The sequence below is a fragment of the Burkholderia sp. Se-20373 genome (assembly GCF_017104705.1).
GTDB lineage: Bacteria > Pseudomonadota > Gammaproteobacteria > Burkholderiales > Burkholderiaceae > Burkholderia.
On record NZ_JAAGPH010000084.1, the window covers coordinates 15,700 to 34,803 of the forward strand.

The 19,104-nt window shown below is 54.9% G+C and carries 13 protein-coding genes; 8 read left to right on the forward strand and 5 right to left on the reverse strand.

Annotation, left to right across the window (positions count from 1 at the left end):
• Positions 1-52: 52 nt before the first annotated feature.
• From drmA to G3N96_RS24455, 8 genes are all read left to right on the forward strand, one after another.
• The gene (gene drmA / locus G3N96_RS24425) at positions 53-3,553 is read left to right on the forward strand and encodes a DISARM system helicase DrmA (RefSeq protein ID WP_346778909.1); all 3,501 of its coding nucleotides are present in this window, start codon (positions 53-55) and stop codon (positions 3,551-3,553) included.
• Complete coding sequence (locus G3N96_RS24430; protein WP_206138777.1) at positions 3,550-5,385, forward strand: DUF1998 domain-containing protein; 1,836 nt, start codon at positions 3,550-3,552, stop codon at positions 5,383-5,385. The genes drmA and G3N96_RS24430 overlap by 4 nt, the downstream gene beginning before the upstream one ends.
• Positions 5,382-6,194, forward strand: coding sequence for a DISARM system phospholipase D-like protein DrmC (gene drmC, locus G3N96_RS24435; RefSeq protein WP_206138778.1), 813 nt, complete (start codon positions 5,382-5,384; stop codon positions 6,192-6,194). The genes G3N96_RS24430 and drmC overlap by 4 nt, the downstream gene beginning before the upstream one ends.
• 81 nt (positions 6,195-6,275) lie before the next feature.
• A complete protein-coding gene (locus G3N96_RS24440; protein ID WP_206138779.1) occupies positions 6,276-7,508 on the forward strand; it encodes an ABC-three component system protein in 1,233 nt (410 codons plus the stop codon).
• On the forward strand, positions 7,501-8,004 hold the full coding sequence (locus G3N96_RS39355) for a three component ABC system middle component (RefSeq protein WP_241022808.1): 504 nt from the start codon (positions 7,501-7,503) through the stop codon (positions 8,002-8,004). The genes G3N96_RS24440 and G3N96_RS39355 overlap by 8 nt, the downstream gene beginning before the upstream one ends.
• Entirely contained in the window at positions 8,001-9,947 is a 1,947-nt protein-coding gene (locus tag G3N96_RS24445) for a DUF3732 domain-containing protein (RefSeq protein WP_206138780.1), read from the forward strand. The genes G3N96_RS39355 and G3N96_RS24445 overlap by 4 nt, the downstream gene beginning before the upstream one ends.
• Before the next feature lie 94 nt (positions 9,948-10,041).
• Positions 10,042-11,238: a hypothetical protein gene (locus G3N96_RS24450; protein ID WP_346778910.1), complete on the forward strand. Its 1,197-nt coding sequence runs from the start codon at positions 10,042-10,044 to the stop codon at positions 11,236-11,238.
• Positions 11,235-13,046: an ATP-binding protein gene (locus tag G3N96_RS24455; RefSeq protein WP_206138781.1), complete on the forward strand. Its 1,812-nt coding sequence runs from the start codon at positions 11,235-11,237 to the stop codon at positions 13,044-13,046. The genes G3N96_RS24450 and G3N96_RS24455 overlap by 4 nt, the downstream gene beginning before the upstream one ends.
• A 115-nt stretch (positions 13,047-13,161) precedes the next feature.
• On the opposite strand, the gene G3N96_RS24460 is transcribed toward G3N96_RS24455, so the two are convergent.
• From G3N96_RS24460 to G3N96_RS24480, 5 genes are read right to left on the reverse strand one after another with little or no spacing between them, the layout of a single operon-like run.
• Entirely contained in the window at positions 13,162-13,995 is an 834-nt protein-coding gene (locus tag G3N96_RS24460; RefSeq protein WP_206138782.1) for a thymidylate synthase, read from the reverse strand.
• A gap of 12 nt (positions 13,996-14,007) precedes the next feature.
• Positions 14,008-14,460, reverse strand: coding sequence for a hypothetical protein (locus G3N96_RS24465; protein WP_206138783.1), 453 nt, complete (start codon positions 14,458-14,460; stop codon positions 14,008-14,010).
• A complete protein-coding gene (locus G3N96_RS24470) occupies positions 14,453-16,339 on the reverse strand; it encodes a site-specific integrase (protein ID WP_206138784.1) in 1,887 nt (628 codons plus the stop codon). The genes G3N96_RS24465 and G3N96_RS24470 overlap by 8 nt, the downstream gene beginning before the upstream one ends.
• A gap of 41 nt (positions 16,340-16,380) precedes the next feature.
• On the reverse strand, positions 16,381-18,495 hold the full coding sequence (locus G3N96_RS24475; RefSeq protein WP_206138785.1) for a site-specific integrase: 2,115 nt from the start codon (positions 18,493-18,495) through the stop codon (positions 16,381-16,383).
• Complete coding sequence (locus G3N96_RS24480; RefSeq protein ID WP_241022811.1) at positions 18,488-18,991, reverse strand: tyrosine-type recombinase/integrase; 504 nt, start codon at positions 18,989-18,991, stop codon at positions 18,488-18,490. The genes G3N96_RS24475 and G3N96_RS24480 overlap by 8 nt, the downstream gene beginning before the upstream one ends.
• Positions 18,992-19,104: the final 113 nt, after the last annotated feature.

The window sequence follows — 19,104 nt, forward strand, 5'->3', positions numbered from 1 at the left end:
TACGTCAAATCAACCGCCAGTATTGTCAACGCTAGTGCCATCGGCGGTGCAAGTGCGCGCTGAACTCGAAGACCTTGTTGAGAAGGAGCTTATGGGCCCTCGCGGTGGTCCAGACGAGGAAGTGGCAGAGACCCGAGTACAGGACCGCTATCTGGTGGGTATGCTTTCGCCACGAAATAGGCGTCTGCGCGCGAATGAGATGGACGTACTCGCGGACGATGAGTCCGCCTCCGGGGAGGATGGGGCTACAGATGACGCGCCGCTTCCGACAGATTCGTTGTCACCCTGTTCGCTTGGACTGACATGCACGATAGCCGGGGACGTTCAGTCCATCGTCGTTACTGGGCGGTGGGGGCGTTACAAGCGCGAAAAGAGCGCGACACAAGTCACTGAGAAGGGCAATCCGCTGACGGTCTGGAAGCGCTACCCGATGGGCAATATTGGCCTTCCAATCGCTCTTGTGGAGGGCGATGTTCCTCCTATGTCTCTCGATTCGTCGCAGCCAGAGGTCTACCTCCAGGGAAGAATTCGCAAGCTCAACGGCGACTGGGTGGTATCGCTGTTCATGGTAAATGGGCAGACGGAAAGCGAAACGCTGAAGGATGAAATGTGGGTTTTTCAGCCCGAGCTAGAGGTCGCTGGTACTGACGGTGCGCCGGTCTTTCGACGCAGGCAGTTGTTCCGTGATGAGGCAAAGGCGGACCCTGTACAACATACAGAGCAAATGGCGCTTGAGATGCTCTATCGAGCGCAGGTTGAGTTCGCCGTGGGGCACGGGGTTGCTGTACATGCGGATGTCGACGCAGAGGACTCCACGAAGTGCGTTCGTTTGCGGACGCGCGCGATACCGACATATGAGGTACCTCAGACAACGCCGCCTACTGCAGAGGATTTCCCCGCTCTGGCCGACGTAGTTTTGGACATGAAGGCATTGTCCGAAATGGCGGATACTGACCTATTCCGGTCGCTTCGGGCATTGCCAGCTGCATATAAAGGGTGGATTGAGAAAGAGTCTGCCCGAATCGACGACCCACAGGAGGAGCTGGAGGCCTATCGGAAGGTCGCCGAAAGCGCGATTACCAACTGCGAAGTCGCTTGTGGTCGCATCTCTGCCGGTATTGACCTTCTCGAACAAGACGCCAAGTCGCTGGAGGCGTTCCGGTTTGCTAACCGTGCGATGTGGCAGCAGCGCATCCACACACTGTTATCGGAGATGAAGCGAGCTGGTCGCAACGTGAATGTCGACGAACTGGAAAAGTCCGAGAGTCCTTCATGGCGACCATTCCAGTTGGCGTTTGTGCTCCTCAACCTACCTGGCGTGACGCAGCTTGACCACCCCGAGCGCAGCAGTGCGCCCTCTGCTATTGCGGATTTGCTTTGGTTCCCGACCGGCGGTGGTAAGACCGAAGCGTATCTGGGCCTGACTGCATATACGCTCGGCCTCCGACGACTACAGGGCAGCGTGGGTGGACGATTGGGGCACGCCGGTGTTGCGGTCATCATGCGCTACACGCTTCGGTTGCTTACGTTGCAACAGTTCCAGCGTGCCGCCGCGCTGATTTGCGCGTGCGAGGTCATCCGAAGAGCCGCTCCTGGAGTTTGGGGCACGGAGCCGTTCCGCGTTGGACTCTGGGTCGGCATGAAGACGTCTCCCAACACCGTTGCCGACGCGCATCAGTCGACACTGGGCGGGCGTGGTGTCGGCATGGGCAGTGGCACAGGCTCTCCGCTGCAACTGACCAACTGTCCGTGGTGTGGAGAGGGTTTGGACCTAGGGCGTGATGTGAAGGTCGAGACGTATGCCCAAGGTCGAGCACGCGTTTTTACGTACTGCAGTGACCGACTCGGCCAATGTGACTTCAGTCGCGCGAAAGCGCCTGATGAAGGAATTCCGGTCCTGACGGTGGACGAAGAAATCTATCGACGGTTGCCGGCGCTGCTGATAGCAACCGTCGATAAATTCGCCCAGATGCCATGGAACGGCACGACCCAGATGCTGTTTGGCCAGGTCGACGGGTATTGTCCGCGTCATGGGTTTACTTCGCCCTGTCTGGAAGATGCTTCCTCGCATCCGACAAAAAACGGTCTGCCTCCAGTAAGGGCGGTTGCGCATGGGCCGCTCCGACCACCCGACCTGATTATCCAGGACGAGCTGCACCTCATATCGGGTCCGTTGGGCAGTCTTGTCGGCCTGTACGAGACTGCAGTCGACAAGCTCTGCACCTGGAGCATCGACGGAAAGGTCGTGCGACCAAAAGTCATTGCGTCCACGGCGACTATCCGTCAAGCAACAGAGCAAGTCCGGTCGCTATTTCTGCGCGACGTTCGCGTGTTCCCGCCTCAAGGTCTGGACGTGCGGGACAATTTCTTCAGCCTGCAGCGGGAGCCCAGTGAGCGATACCCGGGTCGACGGTACGTCGGTGTGAGCGCATTTGGGCGGCGTCTGAAGGTGGCGCTTATTCGCGTCTATTCGGCCTATCTCGCGGCGTCTCAAGCATTGTTCTTGAGATACGGGAAAGCAGCTGACCCCTGGATGACGTTGTTGGGCTACTTCAATTCCATGCGTGAGCTCGGTGGTATGCGACGGCTCGTGGACGACGACATTCGCTCGCGTCTGCGTGACATGGATAGCCGTGGGTTGGCGAAGCGTCATACACCAGCGCTTGAAGAGCTGACCTCCCGGAAGAATTCCCGCGATATTCCCGGTTTGCTGGACCGGCTCGAGTTCGCACACGACCCACTTTTGCCGCCTCACGCCAAGCCGACCGGGAAACCCGTCCGCGCGAATCCTCTCGACGTTGTTCTGGCGACAAACATGATATCTGTGGGGGTTGACGTCAAGCGATTGGGCTTGATGGTGGTCGGTGGTCAACCGAAGGGAACTGCGGAGTACATTCAGGCCACTAGCCGCGTCGGGCGAAACGCCCAGGCACCGGGTCTGGTCTGTACAGTCTACAACTGGGGGCGGCCGCGCGACCTTTCCCACTACGAGCGTTTTGAGCACTATCACGCGACGTTCTACCAGCACGTCGAAGCGCTTTCAGTGACGCCGTTCGCAGCGCGAGCGGTCGACAGAGGTATATCTGCCGTTCTGGCCGCACTGGTGCGCTTGCCCGCATCGGAATTCAACGAGAACTTGGCTGCGGGACGGCTGGACGGTTCGCACGCGATTGTGAAGGATGCAATCAAGGCAATCAGCGAGCGTGCCGCCTCCGTGACGCAGTCGACAGCGCAAGGGCAACGGGTGGAAAAAATGTTGAAAGCCCGAATCGACTATTGGCTCAAGAAGGCCGCGCCGAAACCGGGTGGGGCTCGGTTAGGGTATCAAGGACAGAGAGATGGAACGACCATTCCGTTGCTTGAGAAAACGGGAGCGGGAGACTGGGAAGACTTTACCTGTCTCGGTTCGCTCCGTGATGTCGAGCCAAGCGTCGGCCTAATCATGGATGACAAACCACTGGATGATGGGTACGGACAAGGGTACACGGCGCCAGCTCCGGCGGCTGTGAGCAATACCGGCACGCCGCCTTCGACGACCGGGGGCCAACAATGACAAAACACAAAGTTGGTGATATCCGACCCACGCAACTGCTGAACGTCTATGGTGTTGGGGCAATGATTGACCTACCGAACATCGCCGGAATGGTCATGGGGCTCGACGATTGGGACACAACCCATTCGGTGCTGGTCAGTGAAGAGCGTCTGCTTCGTGCCGTGCGTGTCCAGCTTGGTGCCCAGGTGGAAAAGTTGCTGCTACCGCCGGTAGAACCCGAGACTGCGTCCGCCGACCCCCTTGGAGGAGCCAAAATCGGAGTCCCGGTGGCAGCATTTCCCCAGTGGTTTCGGTGCCCATGGTGTGAATTGCTCGCGCCCGTTAGTTCAGGCCTGTTCGAACTGAAAATGGACCCCTACAGACCGGACCGCGCGCGGTTTGTCCATGCGAACTGCAGTAAGGCCGGACAGCCTCCTGTGGCGCTGCCCGCACGGTTTCAGATTGCGTGCAGTCACGGTCACCTTGATGATTTTCCCTGGCTGCGCTTCGTGCATCGTGGCGCGGCGACATGTAACGGACCGCTCCGGCTAAAGAAGATTGGTGCCTCGGACGAAGCCGTGGATTTGCTCGTCAAATGTGATACCTGCGGGCGCGACCGGCGCATGTCCGACGCATTCGGGGAGGTTGCCGAGAGCGACGATGTGTTCGAGTGTAGGGGACGACGACCTCATCTGCGCGATTTCGCTCCAACCGGTTGCAACGAGCATGCTAAAACGATGTTGTTGGGCGCGTCCAACAGTTGGTTTGGGATATCGCTGTCAGCGCTGTCAATCCCAATGCATGTGGACAAGTTGCCGCAGTTGGTGGAGGAGCGCTGGGCAGTTTTGCAGCATATTCCGTCAAAGGACACTGTAGGTGCGTTCAGAGCGGTAGGAAACCTAAAGGGTCTCGAGGACTACAGCGACGTTGCTGTATGGGGTGCCATCGAAAGCAAGAAAAGTGGCGTGCAGGTTGATGAAGAAAATGGCAACCTGAAATTGCCAGAGTGGAATGTTTTTGTTAGTGCTGACCCGGCCACCAATACGCGAGATTTCCAGTTAACCCCTGTCGTCGCGCCGCACGGATACGAACAATATTTTGAAAAGGTTGTCCGCGCAGAGCGTCTGCGAGAGGTGCGGGCGTTAACCGGATTCACGCGAATCGAATCACCTGGTGACTATGCGGACCCGAGTGAAATTCCAGATGCACTGCGAGCGCCATTGGGCCGCAGCAAGCCCGTTTGGGTGCCTGTTTCTGAAGTGAGGGGAGAGGGAATATTTCTCCAGTTTTCAGAAGAGGAAATACGCAAGTGGGTGCGGCGCGTAACTCGGCAGGACGATGAAATGTTCCGTGCCCACTCTGCATGGCGGAGAGCACGGCGCATCCCCGAGCCTGCTAGCGGGTACCCGGGGATTCGATACGCGCTGATTCATTCTTTCTCCCATGCCCTAATGCGGCAGTTGTCCATGGAGGCTGGGTACTCGTCGGCAAGCATCCGTGAACGGATATACGCTCACGACGGAGGGGACGACACGCCGGCGATGGCGGGCCTACTTCTCTATACGGCTGCTCCTGACAGCGAGGGAACCCTTGGCGGATTGGTTTCCTTAGGAGAGCCGGATAGGCTTGGGCGTTTGATAAGGTTGGCGTTGGAAGAGATTCGACTTTGTGCCTCGGACCCATTGTGCGGTGAACATCGGCCGGCGCACGACGGAACGTCCTCGTTGCACGGCGCAGCATGCCATGCGTGCATGTTTTCCCCAGAGACATCGTGCGAGCGCGGAAACAAGTATCTTGACCGAGGGCTCCTTGTCCAGACGATTGGTGGTGGCAACGTTCCTTTCTTTGAATGATGATGAGCCTGCCATCACCTCTCCTCGACGCCATCACGGAATTTGCTGCTGACGTCTCCTCAGATGCCGTTATGGCGGCGGTGCTCCAGCTCAGGCAAGTGCGGGGAACTGAGAGCGATGACGCCGCATTGCTGCAGATACAGCAACGCCTCCATACGACGGCTCGCACCAAGTTTCAACGAATAGTCGAGGAATGGCGTCACGGCGCTGGACGAGTTTCACACGCCGAACTCGCCGCATTCATCGAAGGAGCACTGCACCAGGCGACTAGGTTCCGAGGCGAAAGCAGCGTCGAGCTCGTATGGTCAGGCCCAGCTACGCCACGGTCTGGTTTTAGGAGCACTGAGCAGGTCTTGTACGAGCTGATAAGTGGCGCACGGCGGTCCTTGTTTATCGTAACGTTTGCCGCCTATAAGGTGGACGCACTTGTTCAAGCGATACAAGCGGCAGTGACCCGTGGCGTAAAGGTGTCTTTTCTCTTGGAGAGCCGGGAAGAAAGCGAGGGCAAAGTCACCTTCGATGCAGCAGTCGGACTCGCCTTGTCGCGCGTCGGGGGTATCACGACCTACGTTTGGCCGTTGTCGCGGCGTCCCAAAAGTGTTCAAGGCTTTCATGGTTCTCTTCACGCGAAGTTCGTGGTCGCAGACGAAGAGGTGCTTTTTGTTTCCAGTGCGAACTTGACTGACTACGCTATGAATCTCAATATTGAATTGGGAACGCTGATGCGCGGCGGCGACGCGCCGAGGCAGGTAGCCGCGAATCTCGCGGCCCTTCTTCGAGATGGGGTAATCCGAGCCGTGAACCAATAGCCCAATGGGCGGAACCTTAAGTTCGGATATACCCGACCGAAGTGTGGCGGAGAAATGGAACTGGATTGCGAGAATTCGTAAATGTCAGAGAACAAAGGTGCAGAAAGATTCAGTGCTCGAGAGTCCGCGCTAGGATATCTTTACCAAGTCCGGCTGGCACTTCTATGGGCTCTTAGGAAGCTTCGCGCTACCCACGAATTCAAGGTCGGTCTTGAGACGCTGGACGACGTAGTTTTCGAATCAGAGGGGCGCCCAACTGACCTTCTGCAAGCGAAACATAGAGTAAAGCGGGTCGCCACACTCACTGATGCGAGTCCAGATATCTGGAAGACATTTCGCATATGGTTGACGGCTTCAGGCGCCGGGCAAATTGACGCAACGACCCGGCTCATCCTGGTATCTACTGGCACTTGCGATAAAGGAAGCGCAGCGTACCTGCTTGGGGAAGGCGAGCAGCGGAATGAGGCGGCAGCTCTGGCTCTATTGAATGCTACCGCGCGTTCATCGTCATCTCAGGAGAACAAGGAGGGCTATGAGCTCTTCCTTGCACTGTCGGAGAGAGAGAAGTCCGCCTTCCTGGAAGGCGTGGTCATCATGGATGGAGCTCCCGTTGCGACCAATGTTGAGCGAGAGCTTCATTCGGAACTCCGATTTGCGGTCCCCAAGAATCGAATTTCTAGCGCGCTAGATGCGCTAGAAGGATGGTGGTTTGGGCAGATGGTCAGGCAGCTGTCCTCGCCGGGGGGACTCTCAACCTTGTCATCGCAATCCATCGAACTGAAGCTGGACGATATACGAGACCAATGTCGTGCGGACTCTTTACTGATTGATAACGAGATTCTGCAGCAAAAACTCGACCAGGCTGCTCTTGCCGCGTATGCGCGCTACACTTTTGCAAAGCAAGTGACACTTGTAACGAAAAACAAAACGCGGCTGAATCGCGCCATCAACGACTACTTCCGTGCCTACACGCAACGGTCCAAATGGCTGAGGAGCGACCTTCTGCTCTTAGCCGACGACGAACGCTTTCAACAAGACCTGTTCGAGGCCTGGGAGATACGGTTTGCTCGCGCGCAGGAAGCTCTTGACGCCGACCCGAGTGAGAACAACTGTGTTGCCGCTGGCGCAGAGCTTCTGGCCTGGGCTGAAAGCGACGCTGATTTGAGCCTCAAGGCAGGAATGAACGCGCCGTGGATGGCGAGGGGCACTCTGCACGAACTCTCGGACCAGCAGCGCGTAGGTTGGCATCCCGACTACGTAAGAATGCTGGAGTCCGGCGCGCACTCAGATGGCGCGGAGAAGAAAGATGAGTGATACAAGAACCTCAGCCGAGTACCGGGCGCTCTTCAATCCGGCATTCTGTGCTGTGTTGCTACGCGAGGCATGCCTGGGAGCGGAGCGAGAGTCCAAATCCCGGAACGTAGAGCCATTGAGCTTCGCCGCGTCCTTCCTTGTTCTACCGGCGGTCTTGCACGAACCGATTCGTCGCGAATTGCCAAAGACTATCGCAACATCGTTTGCAACATGGCTGGCAGAGAACCCTTTGCTACGCTCTCAGTTTGCATCCTTGGCGACTGTCACAAAAGGCATCACGAGGAAAGGACTGCTATTTGGGTCAACCCATGGAGCATTGAGCCTTGCGGCAGGAAAAGTGCATGCCGTTGGTTCCATAAAAATTGAGACCCCAGAGCTCGATGAGGCCGAGTCGCAGATGGGGCAGTGCCTTCGAGGCGCTCACTTTATGGGGAGATGGCTCGCACTGGCTGGAAACACAACAACAACCTTAGCGCTTATCGGGATGCGGGCATGATGCAGGTAATTGCTATTTCGGTCTACAGCTGCGACGGTCGACGCCGTGCTGTGCCGTTTCGGCGCGGTTTGAATGTGGTGTCTGGTGACTCCAAGACCGGTAAGTCGACTCTCATCGAGATTCTGGACTATTGTTTTGGTGCGGACGAATGCGCGGTGCCAGACGGTGTGGTTCGGTCGAAGGTCGCATGGTATGGAGTGCTTCTCCACTTAGGCGACGCCGGACGAGCCTTCGTTGCCAGGCGGGCACCGAGCCCGCCTGCGAAGTCCACGGAAGATATTTTCTTGCAGATGGGGGCAGAAGAGCTAAAGCTTCCCTCTGCAAAGCAATTGCGTAAAACGACGAATCTTGAGGGCCTCATAGCTCAACTCACGTCTTGGGTTGGCATCAAGGAGACTCTGCATGTGCCGCCTCCTGGGCAGACACGACGCGCGCTCTCGACCAACATTAGGCATGCGCTCGCATTCTGTCTCCAGACGCAGAATGAAATTGACCAAAAGGGTTATCTGTTCCACGGGGCGGCGGACAATTTTGTTTCGCAAGCACTAAAAGACTCTTTGCCATATCTTCTCGGAGCCGCCGGCGAAGACCAGATGGCAAAGCGATTTGAACTCAAGGTATGTCGCGACAAACTTCGGAGCATCGACCGAACTCTAAGAGAGTTGGAAGATATTCGGGGGAAAGGGAACGAGAGAGCTTCTTCACTGCTGACTGAAGCGCGTTTGGTTGGCCTCACGGACTTGGTGCAGCCAGAGTCATGGCAAGCCGCTGTTGCGGAGCTCAAGCGGATAGCGGAGTCCCCAATAGGACGCAATCCGCCTCCACAAGCCGACGAAGACGAATTTGCGCGATTGTCATCGGAGCGAGCTCGCCTGCAGGACCAGATTCGCAGTAAGCGGCATGCGATAGACACAGCGCGTGCCTTCGAGAATCACGGACTGGAGTTTGAGCAAGAAGTGCAAGAGCAGGCTCGCCGCCTTGGTCTGGTCGAGCTATTTTCCTCGGAGCGCACCGCGCATGCATGCCCACTATGCAGCCAATCTCTGCAGGAACAGGAGATTGATTCCGTTGCAAATTTGCAGTTGTTCCATAACGACCTGCTCGAGCACTCGACCGCAGTGCGCACTTCCACGCCACATATCCAGGCCGCGATAGAGGCGTATGAGAGTGACGTGTCGGCTCTTCGAGAACGCCTGTCAGTCGTGAGGATGCAGCTTAACGCTATCCGAGCGAATGACCAGCGTCTCCAGAAATATCATGACGATGCGGCGCGAAGCGCGCTGGTCGTTGGACGGATTTCGCTCTATCTGGAGAGTCTGCCAGAGGAGACAGATACAAGCGGAATGCACCTTGAGCGAGACCGTCTTACGGGCGTCTGCAAGGAGCTTGAGGCGGCACTGAGTCACCAGTTGATGGCAGAGCGGCTGGAGTCGATTCTCGGGCGAGTCAATCCAGCAATATCCGAGCATGCGGAAACCCTGAAACTTGAGTTCTCAGATTCGCCAGTGCGATTCGACGTGCGGAATTTGACCGTTGTTGCGGATACGCTGGATGGCCCTGTTCCATTGAAGCGGATGGGAAGCGGGGAGAACTGGGTCGGCTATCACCTCGTGGTTCACCTTGCGCTACACGAGTGGTTCGCACAAAAGAATCGCCCGGTCCCGAATTTCCTGATGATTGACCAACCGTCCCAAGCTCACTTTCCTGCCGACTCGGGCAACGGAACAAAGAAGAAAGACATTGATAGAGCCACGGTTCGACGAATGTATGAGCTGATGGCTCAGTCAAGTAGTGCTAAGGGGCGCGAATATCAGGTGATAGTCACCGACCACGCCGATTTTGATGACCCGGAGTTTCAGAAACATGTTCGCCATCGTTGGCGGGATGGCGAGAAGCTCATCCCCGAAGACTGGCCAAGGCGCTATGGAGAAGAGCGAACGTAGCAAGCATGTTCTCTAGCTTTGCTGGATGGCGACTTTCAGGGAAACGTCGGCCGGTAATATACACTGGGCAGACCAATAGCGGTAGGAGGGGGCAGTGCAAGAGACCATATCGGCGAGCGACGTGTACGACAAGGACCTGAACTTCCTCTTCGGTGCCGGCGCGTCCTCAGGCTTGTTTCCAACGCTTGCGCTTCAGATTAAGAACGAACAAGGTGCGGCTTGGACGCTCGAAGAGCTCGCGACACGCTTCGAGGCTAGTGACGACCAGCGTTATGTCCCGTTGTTCATGCACTACTACAACACTTGTATTCGTCCTGCACAGGTGTTCAACGTCGACTCGGCAACTGGAGATGAAACACGCGAGAAGGTCGTCGCCAACTATCACGCGTTTCTCAAGACTGTATTGCAGATACTTCAGCGCCGTAAGGCGCTCGAGAGGCGCTGCAACCTGTTCACCACGAACTACGATGGATGTTTCCCACTTATCGCGGACGAGATTCTTCGCGAAGGCAGCATCGATTTTCTGCTGAATGATGGCGCTCGGGGCTTCCGGCGTCGCTATCTTCAGGCACGCAATTTCAATACTTACCTGTGCCAGACCGGTATATTCGAACGTCATCAAACTAGCATTCCTCAAATTAATCTAATACATGTGCATGGCTCCGTTTATTGGAGAAAAAGCAACGCGAATATCGTGGTCGACTATGAATTGCAAGGAATCGAGAGTCTGCTTGATGAGGATGCTCAATCTAGGTTGGCGGAGTTCTCCGCACGCTTGAATGATTCAGGCGCGACGTTGGAAAATCTCGCAATGCCCGGGTTCTCTGAACAGGAGCGAAAAGACTTCAAGGCAGCATATGAGAGTCTGCCTATTGTAAACCCGACAAAGTGGAAGTTTCACGAGACAGTGTTCGAGGAGCACTATTACCAGATGCTTCGGATGTTGAGCTACGAATTGGAAAAGCCGAACGCTGTGCTCATCACGTTCGGCTTCTCGTTCGCAGACGAGCATATCTTGAATCTGGTGAAACGTTCTCTCTCTAATCCTCATCTCCAAGTCTACGTGTGCTGCTACAGCCAACGGTCTAAGGATAAACTACAGGCGGAGTTTGGAGGCTTTCGGAACGTGCGCTGTCTGGCGTTGGAGAACGCCTCGATGAACTTCACCGCGTTCAATGAGCAAGTGTTTACCTTGGATGTCGGCCGGAGCCCGCAAGTTGCGGTAGCTCCGGCCACAAATGCACCGCTTGACCCTGCTGCAGCTGACCCTAATGGTGGAGCTGTCACATGAGTATTCGCGTTGGAGAAGTCATCGCGGTAAGCGGCGTGAAAATCACGCTCAAAATCGACGAGGAATCAAGCAAAGAAACGCTCTTCTACGCCGGAGAGAAATTTAGAGGCGTGTCAATTCGCGAGTACATAGCGGTCCAGCGCGGGTTCCGCGACATCATCTGCGTAATCGAAGGCGAGTACCTCGACGAAAGTCGGGTCGAAGGGGAGGGCGGGAAGGTAACCTATGTACGAAAAGTCGATGCGCGTCCGATAGGCTACTTTCACCGGGACCTATTCCAGCAGGGCATTAAGTACTTGCCGATGATACGAGACCCTGCTTTCCTACTTCAAGAGGAGCGCATCGCGCAGATTTTTGGTCGGGATGGCAACAGTGGGTTTGCTATCGGTCAGCTGCTGAAGGAGGGCATCGCAATTGGCCTTCCGTGGCATCGCCTGTTCAACACCCATATTGGCGTGTTTGGAAACACCGGGAGTGGTAAGTCCAATACTCTAACGAAGTTGTACACCGCTCTCTTCGAGAAGAAGGGTGCAGCAATCGGCAATAAAAGCCATTTCGTGATTCTCGATTTCAACGGCGAGTATACCGGCGGGCAAATGGTCCCGCCGGAGTCAAAGACAGTCTTTCAACTCAGTACACGTGCAGTACCAGCAGGCGCGGCAGATACCCCGGGTAGCAAATTTCCCTTACATGAGCATGAGTTCTGGAACGCGGAGACGCTCTCACTATTGTTCCAGGCGACGCAAAATACGCAACGCCCGTTCCTAAATCGCCTGATAGAGGGGAGGCGCCGATTCGAAGCAAACGCTGATTCGCTGTCCATCTATGCAAAGGCAAAGTTTCGAGAGGCGTTCTGCGCTGGTGAGTGTAAGGCTGCCACGTTGGACTTGATGCGAAATATAGCGAAACTACTGAAACACGCCGCGCTTATCGACATACTCAAGGGCGTATCGTGGCACACCACGAGAGCGCGTTTTACTCGTGCCGGAGTCTACTTCGATAGCGACGGCAACAACTATACGATGCATCTCTCCCCGACAATTGACGCAATCGATGCCTCACAGCTAGATGCATTCGACCAATTGGTTCTCCGTGCGAACTTGCAGCTTATAGGTGACCTCATAAGTGGCTATGTGCAATTCGAGCACATTCAGCCGCTGCTAAAGCGAATCGAATCTTCCCTGAACAGCCTTCGACGGGTACTTCGCGTGGGCGCTGACCAGCCAGAGGGCAGGTTGCTGACTGTTATCTCGATGAGGCGCTGCAACAGCGAGACAAAGAAGGTTCTTCCACTTCTGATTGCAAAGCATTACTACAACGCGCACAGGGAGAGTGTTGCTAATCCACCTGACAAGACTATTCATCTCATTATTGATGAGGCTCATAATATTCTGTCGCAGCAGTCAGCCAGAGAGCACGAGAGCTGGAAAGATTACCGCCTCGAACTTTTTGAGGAAATTATTAAGGAGGGACGAAAATTCGGTGTCTTTTTGACGATTTCTAGTCAGCGGCCAGCGGATATTTCGCCCACCATCGTGTCACAGTTGCACAATTTCTTCATCCATCGCTTAGTCAACGACCGAGACCTTTTTCTGATTGACAACACTATCACGACGTTGGATAGCCTCTCGCGAAGCCTAATTCCGAGTCTGGCAAAAGGCTGCTGCGTTGTCACTGGTACCGCCTTCGACCTGCCTATGGTGATTCAGGTCGACCGCTTGGAAAGGGAGAAGCAGCCCGATAGTGAAGATGTGGACCTGGAAACGCTATGGAGAATCACTGATGTGGCGCCCGAGGCTGCTCTGTAGGCGACACGTATCGGCGTCCCGTATGCGAATCTAGCATAGCCGACTATCGCGGCCGTACGGTGCCTGCCAGCTGACCTGGCAGGCAAAGGCTCCTTATATCTCGCACTGATGTGGCTTAGACGGCGATGGGCGCGGCTATGGAAGGGTGCGGGTTGTAACCGACAAGTTCGAAATCCTCGAACCTGTAGTCATAAATCGACTCAGGTCTCCGCTTGATTACCAGCTTCGGTAACTCCCGGACCTCACGAGTCAACTGCGTTTGAATCTGTTCCATGTGGTTGGAGTAGGCGTGAAGGTCTCCAATGCTGACCACAATCTCATGAGGTACCAGGTCGCACTGCTGCGCTAGCATATGGGTGAGCAGGGCGAGTGAGGCGATGTTATATGGCAGTCCAAGGAAGCTGTCTGAGCTTCTGATGTATAGCAACGACGAGAGTTTTCCTTCCGCTACATAGAACTGGTACAGAAGATGGCACGGTGGCAAAGCCATCCGACCTTGCCTCGCGTTTTCCTGAGGGCTGACAGACTCGTCCGGCAAGTACTCCGGGTTCCAGCCGTGGAATAGGATGCGGCGGCTATTCGGATTCTTCCGCAGCATTTCAACCACATAGTCAACCTGATTGATAGTGCCGCCATCCTTAGTTGGCCACGCGGTCCACTGTTTACCATAAACGGGACCAAGCTCGTTATCCTCGGTGGCCCATTCATTCCAGATGGTGACGCCGTTCTCGTTCAGCCAGCTGACATTCGTGTTGCCGCTGAGGAACCAGATGAGTTCGTTGGCGATGCTCTTGAAATGCAACTTCTTCGTTGTCAGCAGCGGAAAGCCCTTGGAAAGGTCGTGCCGTATCTGCCGCCCAAACACGGATGTTGTGCCGGTTCCGGTACGGTCGCCCTTGGCGACGCCGTTCGCCAGGACGTCTCGAAGAAGTTCTAGGTATTGCTTCATTTGTATATCCAATTATTCGTTCGTCGCGCCGACAGGCAGGACGATTGACAGCTTGCTCCGCGCTTTGTGAGCTGCGATTTCCGCTTTTTGACGGCCAATCATCTCTTGTTGCTGCAGGACTTTCTCGTATAGCAACACGTTCTGCTGAAGGATACGTGTGATACGTCCTCTTAGCACGGCGGGCGTGTCTTCCGGCTCGGGGCCAGACTTGTCGTCAGGCTGATGTTCTGCCCCTTTTTTAAGTTTTCGCTTAATTCCTTGCAGTTTGGTTACAGCCCACTCCCTGTTCCGTATGGTGTTCTTCGACAGCCCAGTCATCTTGCAAATTGCGGGGACCGTAGGCTTTCGTTTCCCGCGCTTCACAGGGTCTTCCAAGTCTTCCAGAGCCGCCAGGATAAGCCTATCATTCTTTTGCGAAGTGGTTTCAGGATGACTCGTTTGTTCTGGTGGCCGTCGGTCAGTCATCAGCAGACTCCACTTCCTCGGCGCGGCCATCAAGATTCTCCGGTTCCAGCGTGGCAATGTGCCCGTTCAGAGTCTCGACTAGGCCCCACCAGACCTTCTTGTAGGCCGGATTGGTCTCTCGCTCGGCTTCGGCGACCGCATGGTTCTTTCGTGCGATGAGGGCTCTCCCGGCACGGGGGGAAATCACATGGCTTGAACAGTTAGGGTCGCACTGGAAGTCGCCATAGCAGGGGGGCGGCTCGTTCTCGGTCGGAATGATGAGGTTTTTCCCACAGTTTCCGATACTCGTCGGCATCAATTTGACGCCACGTCTGGCCATATCCTTGATGTATCTCTCGCGCTGTTTGCCAAACAGTCCAAGACCCGAAAAAAAGGCGTCAATCCGCGCCTTGTGCGCAACTGCGCCGCCGCCGGCAAATTTGGCCTGTTCGCCGTAGATGTCCAGCAGTGCCGTTTCTCGGGCATAGGCGAGACGGTTGGATATCCCAGTAGCCAACTGCTTGCGATATTGTCCGTAGTTAGCCGTGACGAGATTCGGTAAAGCGTTAAACTGGCTTCGAAAGTGCTTGAGCTGCATGCTGATGAATGGAAGGCCGACCTCCTGCTGTGCAAGCTGCGATACGAGCGTCTCGCGACATTGGTGAATGGAAAACGTCCAGGTCGCGAAAAGGTCACCGCTGTCAATAGTTTTCAGCCATTTGATGAAGAGGTTGTTCAGTGTTCCTCCGCGATAGCCATTCTTTCCATTATTTTTCCCTGGCCACGGCGACGAAAAAAGATAGTCATTCTGGGTTTTTTCAGTGATAAACATGAGGATGTCGTACGCATCTCGAGTAATGTCGATGGCCAGCCAGCCCTCGCTGATGGGCATATCCTTTGGCCGGCGCTTTACCTCCTTGGAAACCATAAACCAGTAACCGTGCTCGAATTTGAGACAATTGCGCATCACGAAGCGAACTTCGGATGACCGCATGCCTGTGAAAAGAAGAATAATTAGAAGCGCCGAAGTGTGCGCCTCTTTGATGATGTGACGAATCTCTGACCACCTGAGGCCGTATTCCTCCGCAAGCGCTTTAGCTCTCGCGTCGTCGCCCGTTCCTCGATAGTAGCCGTCCAGTACATTTTTATGCGATTGATTCGGTGTGGTTCGAATTGACCGACTCAATGCCTGACAGTCACTATCATGGATTAGTAAGCCGGCTAAAGATTTGAATTCTGCGATAGCTTTCTTGCAATGGTCTAAGAGGTAAAGAAATTGAGCATCGGACAACGTGGGGATGCCGCCTCCGTCAGCATTTTCGCGCCATGGGAGTGTGCCCCGCGTGATATCGGTAAGCCCCCACTGGAGCCGGGCGCTAATGTTCTCCTGGATTGTCGGGTCGGATATTAACTTCAAGGCTCGCTTGAGGTGTGCCGCTCGTCCGGGGAATGTAGCAATAGTTTCCTTTAAAATCGAGAAAGGTATGTCAGCTAGTGCGATGATGGGGTGCTGCAGTTTCTCTCTCGCTTTTAGAATTGCCAGAGAAATGAACTTTGCGAGTTCATCCATACGTCCCTTCACCGTCTTTGGGTCAAGCTGCTCTTTTGAGTGCCTTGCATGCTTTATCAGTTTTGGGAAATTCCCATAGATGAAAGCTGCTATCTTTAAGTCCCTGACAATTTCATTGGTGAGGCAATACGGGTATTTTGTCTTTTGGAAAGAATTCGGATGATTGTAAGTGGCGCCTCTTCCTTCAATGTAGTCTCGCCATGCGATACTTGAAGTGGTCTCGCCAAGGTAAAGGGGAGAAGAAGAATCGAAAAAAAAAGGCCAGACGTCAGCGCCAAAGACTCCGGCCCAAACCGGCATATCGTCCCTGAAAGCAGCGCGTCCTTCCATGACCTCGGATATCGAAGGGAGGGTTACAGAGCGAGGCACGGCTAAATTCCTTGATAAATTAAATGGTCTACGAGCAGGTCGTCCATTGTGGCTGCCACTAGCTCAGCGTTCTGGAGCACGGATTCAGGGAATACCACGTCTGTTTCCAGGAGGCCGTCGATGAGCTTCAGCGTGTCTCGGTAAAGCTCCTTTCTACCTTGGATTGCAGGCGAGTCCTCGACAAGCGCCGTGTTGACACGCCTTTGGTAGACCATGAGCTTAGGAAGAGAACGTTCGGTTACAACAGCGCTATCGCACCGCAAGCACATGTTCCAATATCGGCAGACGGAACCCTCAACATGTTTGGTGACAGAGCGTACGTTGTCGCTCGGATTGTAGGGGTCCCAGCAACCGCATCCCGAAAGCGTCTCGTGGAATCCGTCTGGTTTCACCCTTTCGACGGGCTTCTTTGACTGTGCCGCCGCTTGTTCTGCTTTGAATTGTTCCGTCGAACGTTGAGCGATTCGCTGAAGAGCTTCCGAGACCGTTCGATTGAAAGCGGGTTGCAACCCTTGGGCGTCCAGATATGTTGCGGTAGTCTGGATATTTTCGTGCCCTAAGGCAACCTGAACTTCGAACAGAGTGGCCCCCGCCAAAACCATGTTGGTCGCTAGAGTTGGACGGCACCTTGCAACGCTGAAATTGAAGCGGTCACCGTACAGGCGATATAGACCCTCTTCGGAACAGAAGCGGCGATACCAATGTCCCGCCTTGCCGTGAGGGTCTAGTGCAACAATCGCGCGTTTTCCTTCTCTCCTAGAGCGCTCAATGTCCTCAAAAATGACAAGTCGACGAGCAATATCAGGGGGCGCATCGCTTCTAATCCTCGATGTGAGCGCGAGAATCAGGCCAATGACTTTTTCGACTCTTTCCACAACTGATTCTTCAAGATAGAGCTCATCGATTTCAAGCAATTGAAGATGCAATTCTCTATCCTCTGAGCGGCTAGAGCTGCCAGCGCGCCGCTTGTGGTAGAAAATGACTTGCTGCCCGGAGAGCTGGTGTTCTTTCTGATAAGAGTCGACCTCAAGCTCCTTGAGAGCCTCGACGTTCAACGCGGTCAGCATGCCAAGCTCCATCGCGAGGGGCATGATTATCCGGTCATCCACATAGGGCCATACGCCCCATCGAATGAAAAGCGTCGATAGACGCCGCATCGTGCAAATTTTTGTTAAGTTATTCCTCTGTCGATAAAAATCATCACACATCGCCAGCGCGTCGCAGGCATACTCGTTTTCAAACCTCCACAGGAGCGCTCTTGCATCCTCCTTGAGGACATAGCGTGGTTCTATACCGACGCTTTGCTCCGGGGTGAAGCCACGCCGCAATCGACTTTTAACGAGGTCGCAGGAAACCCCGTAAGCTTTTGCGGCAGCACTGATGCTCTTGTACGCGACACCTTCAATCGAGACTGCGACGGGCCTAGAACTCGTAGATGGGCGAGCTGACAAGCCGACAGCTTGACGATGGCTCCATCCGGCTCGAAGCCGAGTGGAGAGAACCGGGTACGGGACCCCAAAATGCTGCGCAGCCTCTCTCGCTGTGTAAAGTTGCCCATCTAGTTCAAGAGGCGGCAAATCGCGACTGTTTATGCGGTACGGAATGCCTAAGGCGGTCGGGGTATAACCGATAAGAACGCTGTTCGCTAAACCAATCCATCGAGCGAGTGCTGCGTTGATGACCTCTTGTTCTTCTTCATTGTAGGCGGACCTCTCTTTTGTTTCAGAGACGCCTTTGAACATCGGCGCATGATAGACGACCGTGTCGGTGACTCGCAAAGCATAGGCCATGTCCATAACTTGCCGGACAGACTTGTAGATGCTGTAGCGTGTTTTGCTCGTGAGGTCTTGAGCATTCAACCATTTGTTGAAGCGCGTTAGAGCATCCGCTTCCCAGTATGCAGATAGAAAGAAACGCCTGTCGGTCTTCAGCTCGACATAGTATGCATCGGTATCAAGAACAAACTGCAAGTATTTGTTTTTCGCATAAGCAATCGCGCTCGCCCTCGTTGTCTCGTACTCAGCTTCAAGTTGGAAGAATATCCACTTGATTTGCGCGTATGGGTCGAGAAGCGTCGGCCGAGGGGGAGTATAAAGGCGTACGGGTTCATTATGCACGATGGCCTCGCTTCTCACTGTGGCGCAGAGGTCCGAGGAATGTCTTCTCTCGAATGTGTTCAGCTTCACCGAGACGATTGATTGCGCGTCCAGCTTTTGTGAGCGCATGTAAGAGCGAGGGCGGAACCTGAGTGTAAATCTCCGTAGTGGTCAGGTCCCTATGTCCCAGCATTTGTTGAACCATCAGCATCCTGTCTTGATAGTCCTTACCCATGTCGGAGCGTAGGACCGAATACGCAGTACCATGGCGCATCCAGTGTGTTGACATCTTGTCCGCCAGGCCAACTCGGCGAACGGCATTCTTGAATTGCTTGGATGCATTTCTTTCGCCCCACCGCAGCTGGTTAGCCGTGAGGAACGCGGGCTTGTTTGGGTCGTGGATGTCCCAGTCTGGGGCGAGCTTGTACTCCGGAGTGCTGTGATATCGCTTGATTCGTTTGAGGACCGCACGTGAGATAAGGGTATTTTTTTCCGGGCTCTGGGAACCTGTCCGCATTTTTGTGGGCGAGGCGGTTGAACAGCACGTTATCCGCGCGCCTGCATAAATCGCTCTCCGAACAGGATAGCAAACTGGTTCATCGCTGATTTCCAGTCGAAGGCGGACCGCAC

Bases quoted from the DNA above. Each gene is read 5' to 3' on its own strand.
- G3N96_RS24430 (WP_206138777.1), top strand. From the start codon at position 3,550: ATGACAAAACACAAAGTTGGTGATATCCGACCCACGCAACTGCTGAAC.
- drmC (WP_206138778.1), top strand. From the start codon at position 5,382: ATGATGATGAGCCTGCCATCACCTCTCCTCGACGCCATCACGGAATTT.
- G3N96_RS24440 (WP_206138779.1), top strand. From the start codon at position 6,276: ATGTCAGAGAACAAAGGTGCAGAAAGATTCAGTGCTCGAGAGTCCGCG.
- G3N96_RS39355 (WP_241022808.1), top strand. From the start codon at position 7,501: ATGAGTGATACAAGAACCTCAGCCGAGTACCGGGCGCTCTTCAATCCG.
- G3N96_RS24445 (WP_206138780.1), top strand. From the start codon at position 8,001: ATGATGCAGGTAATTGCTATTTCGGTCTACAGCTGCGACGGTCGACGC.
- G3N96_RS24455 (WP_206138781.1), top strand. From the start codon at position 11,235: ATGAGTATTCGCGTTGGAGAAGTCATCGCGGTAAGCGGCGTGAAAATC.
- G3N96_RS24460 (WP_206138782.1), bottom strand. From the start codon at position 13,995: ATGAAGCAATACCTAGAACTTCTTCGAGACGTCCTGGCGAACGGCGTC.
- G3N96_RS24465 (WP_206138783.1), bottom strand. From the start codon at position 14,460: ATGACTGACCGACGGCCACCAGAACAAACGAGTCATCCTGAAACCACT.
- G3N96_RS24470 (WP_206138784.1), bottom strand. From the start codon at position 16,339: ATGGAAGGACGCGCTGCTTTCAGGGACGATATGCCGGTTTGGGCCGGA.
- G3N96_RS24480 (WP_241022811.1), bottom strand. From the start codon at position 18,991: ATGCGGACAGGTTCCCAGAGCCCGGAAAAAAATACCCTTATCTCACGT.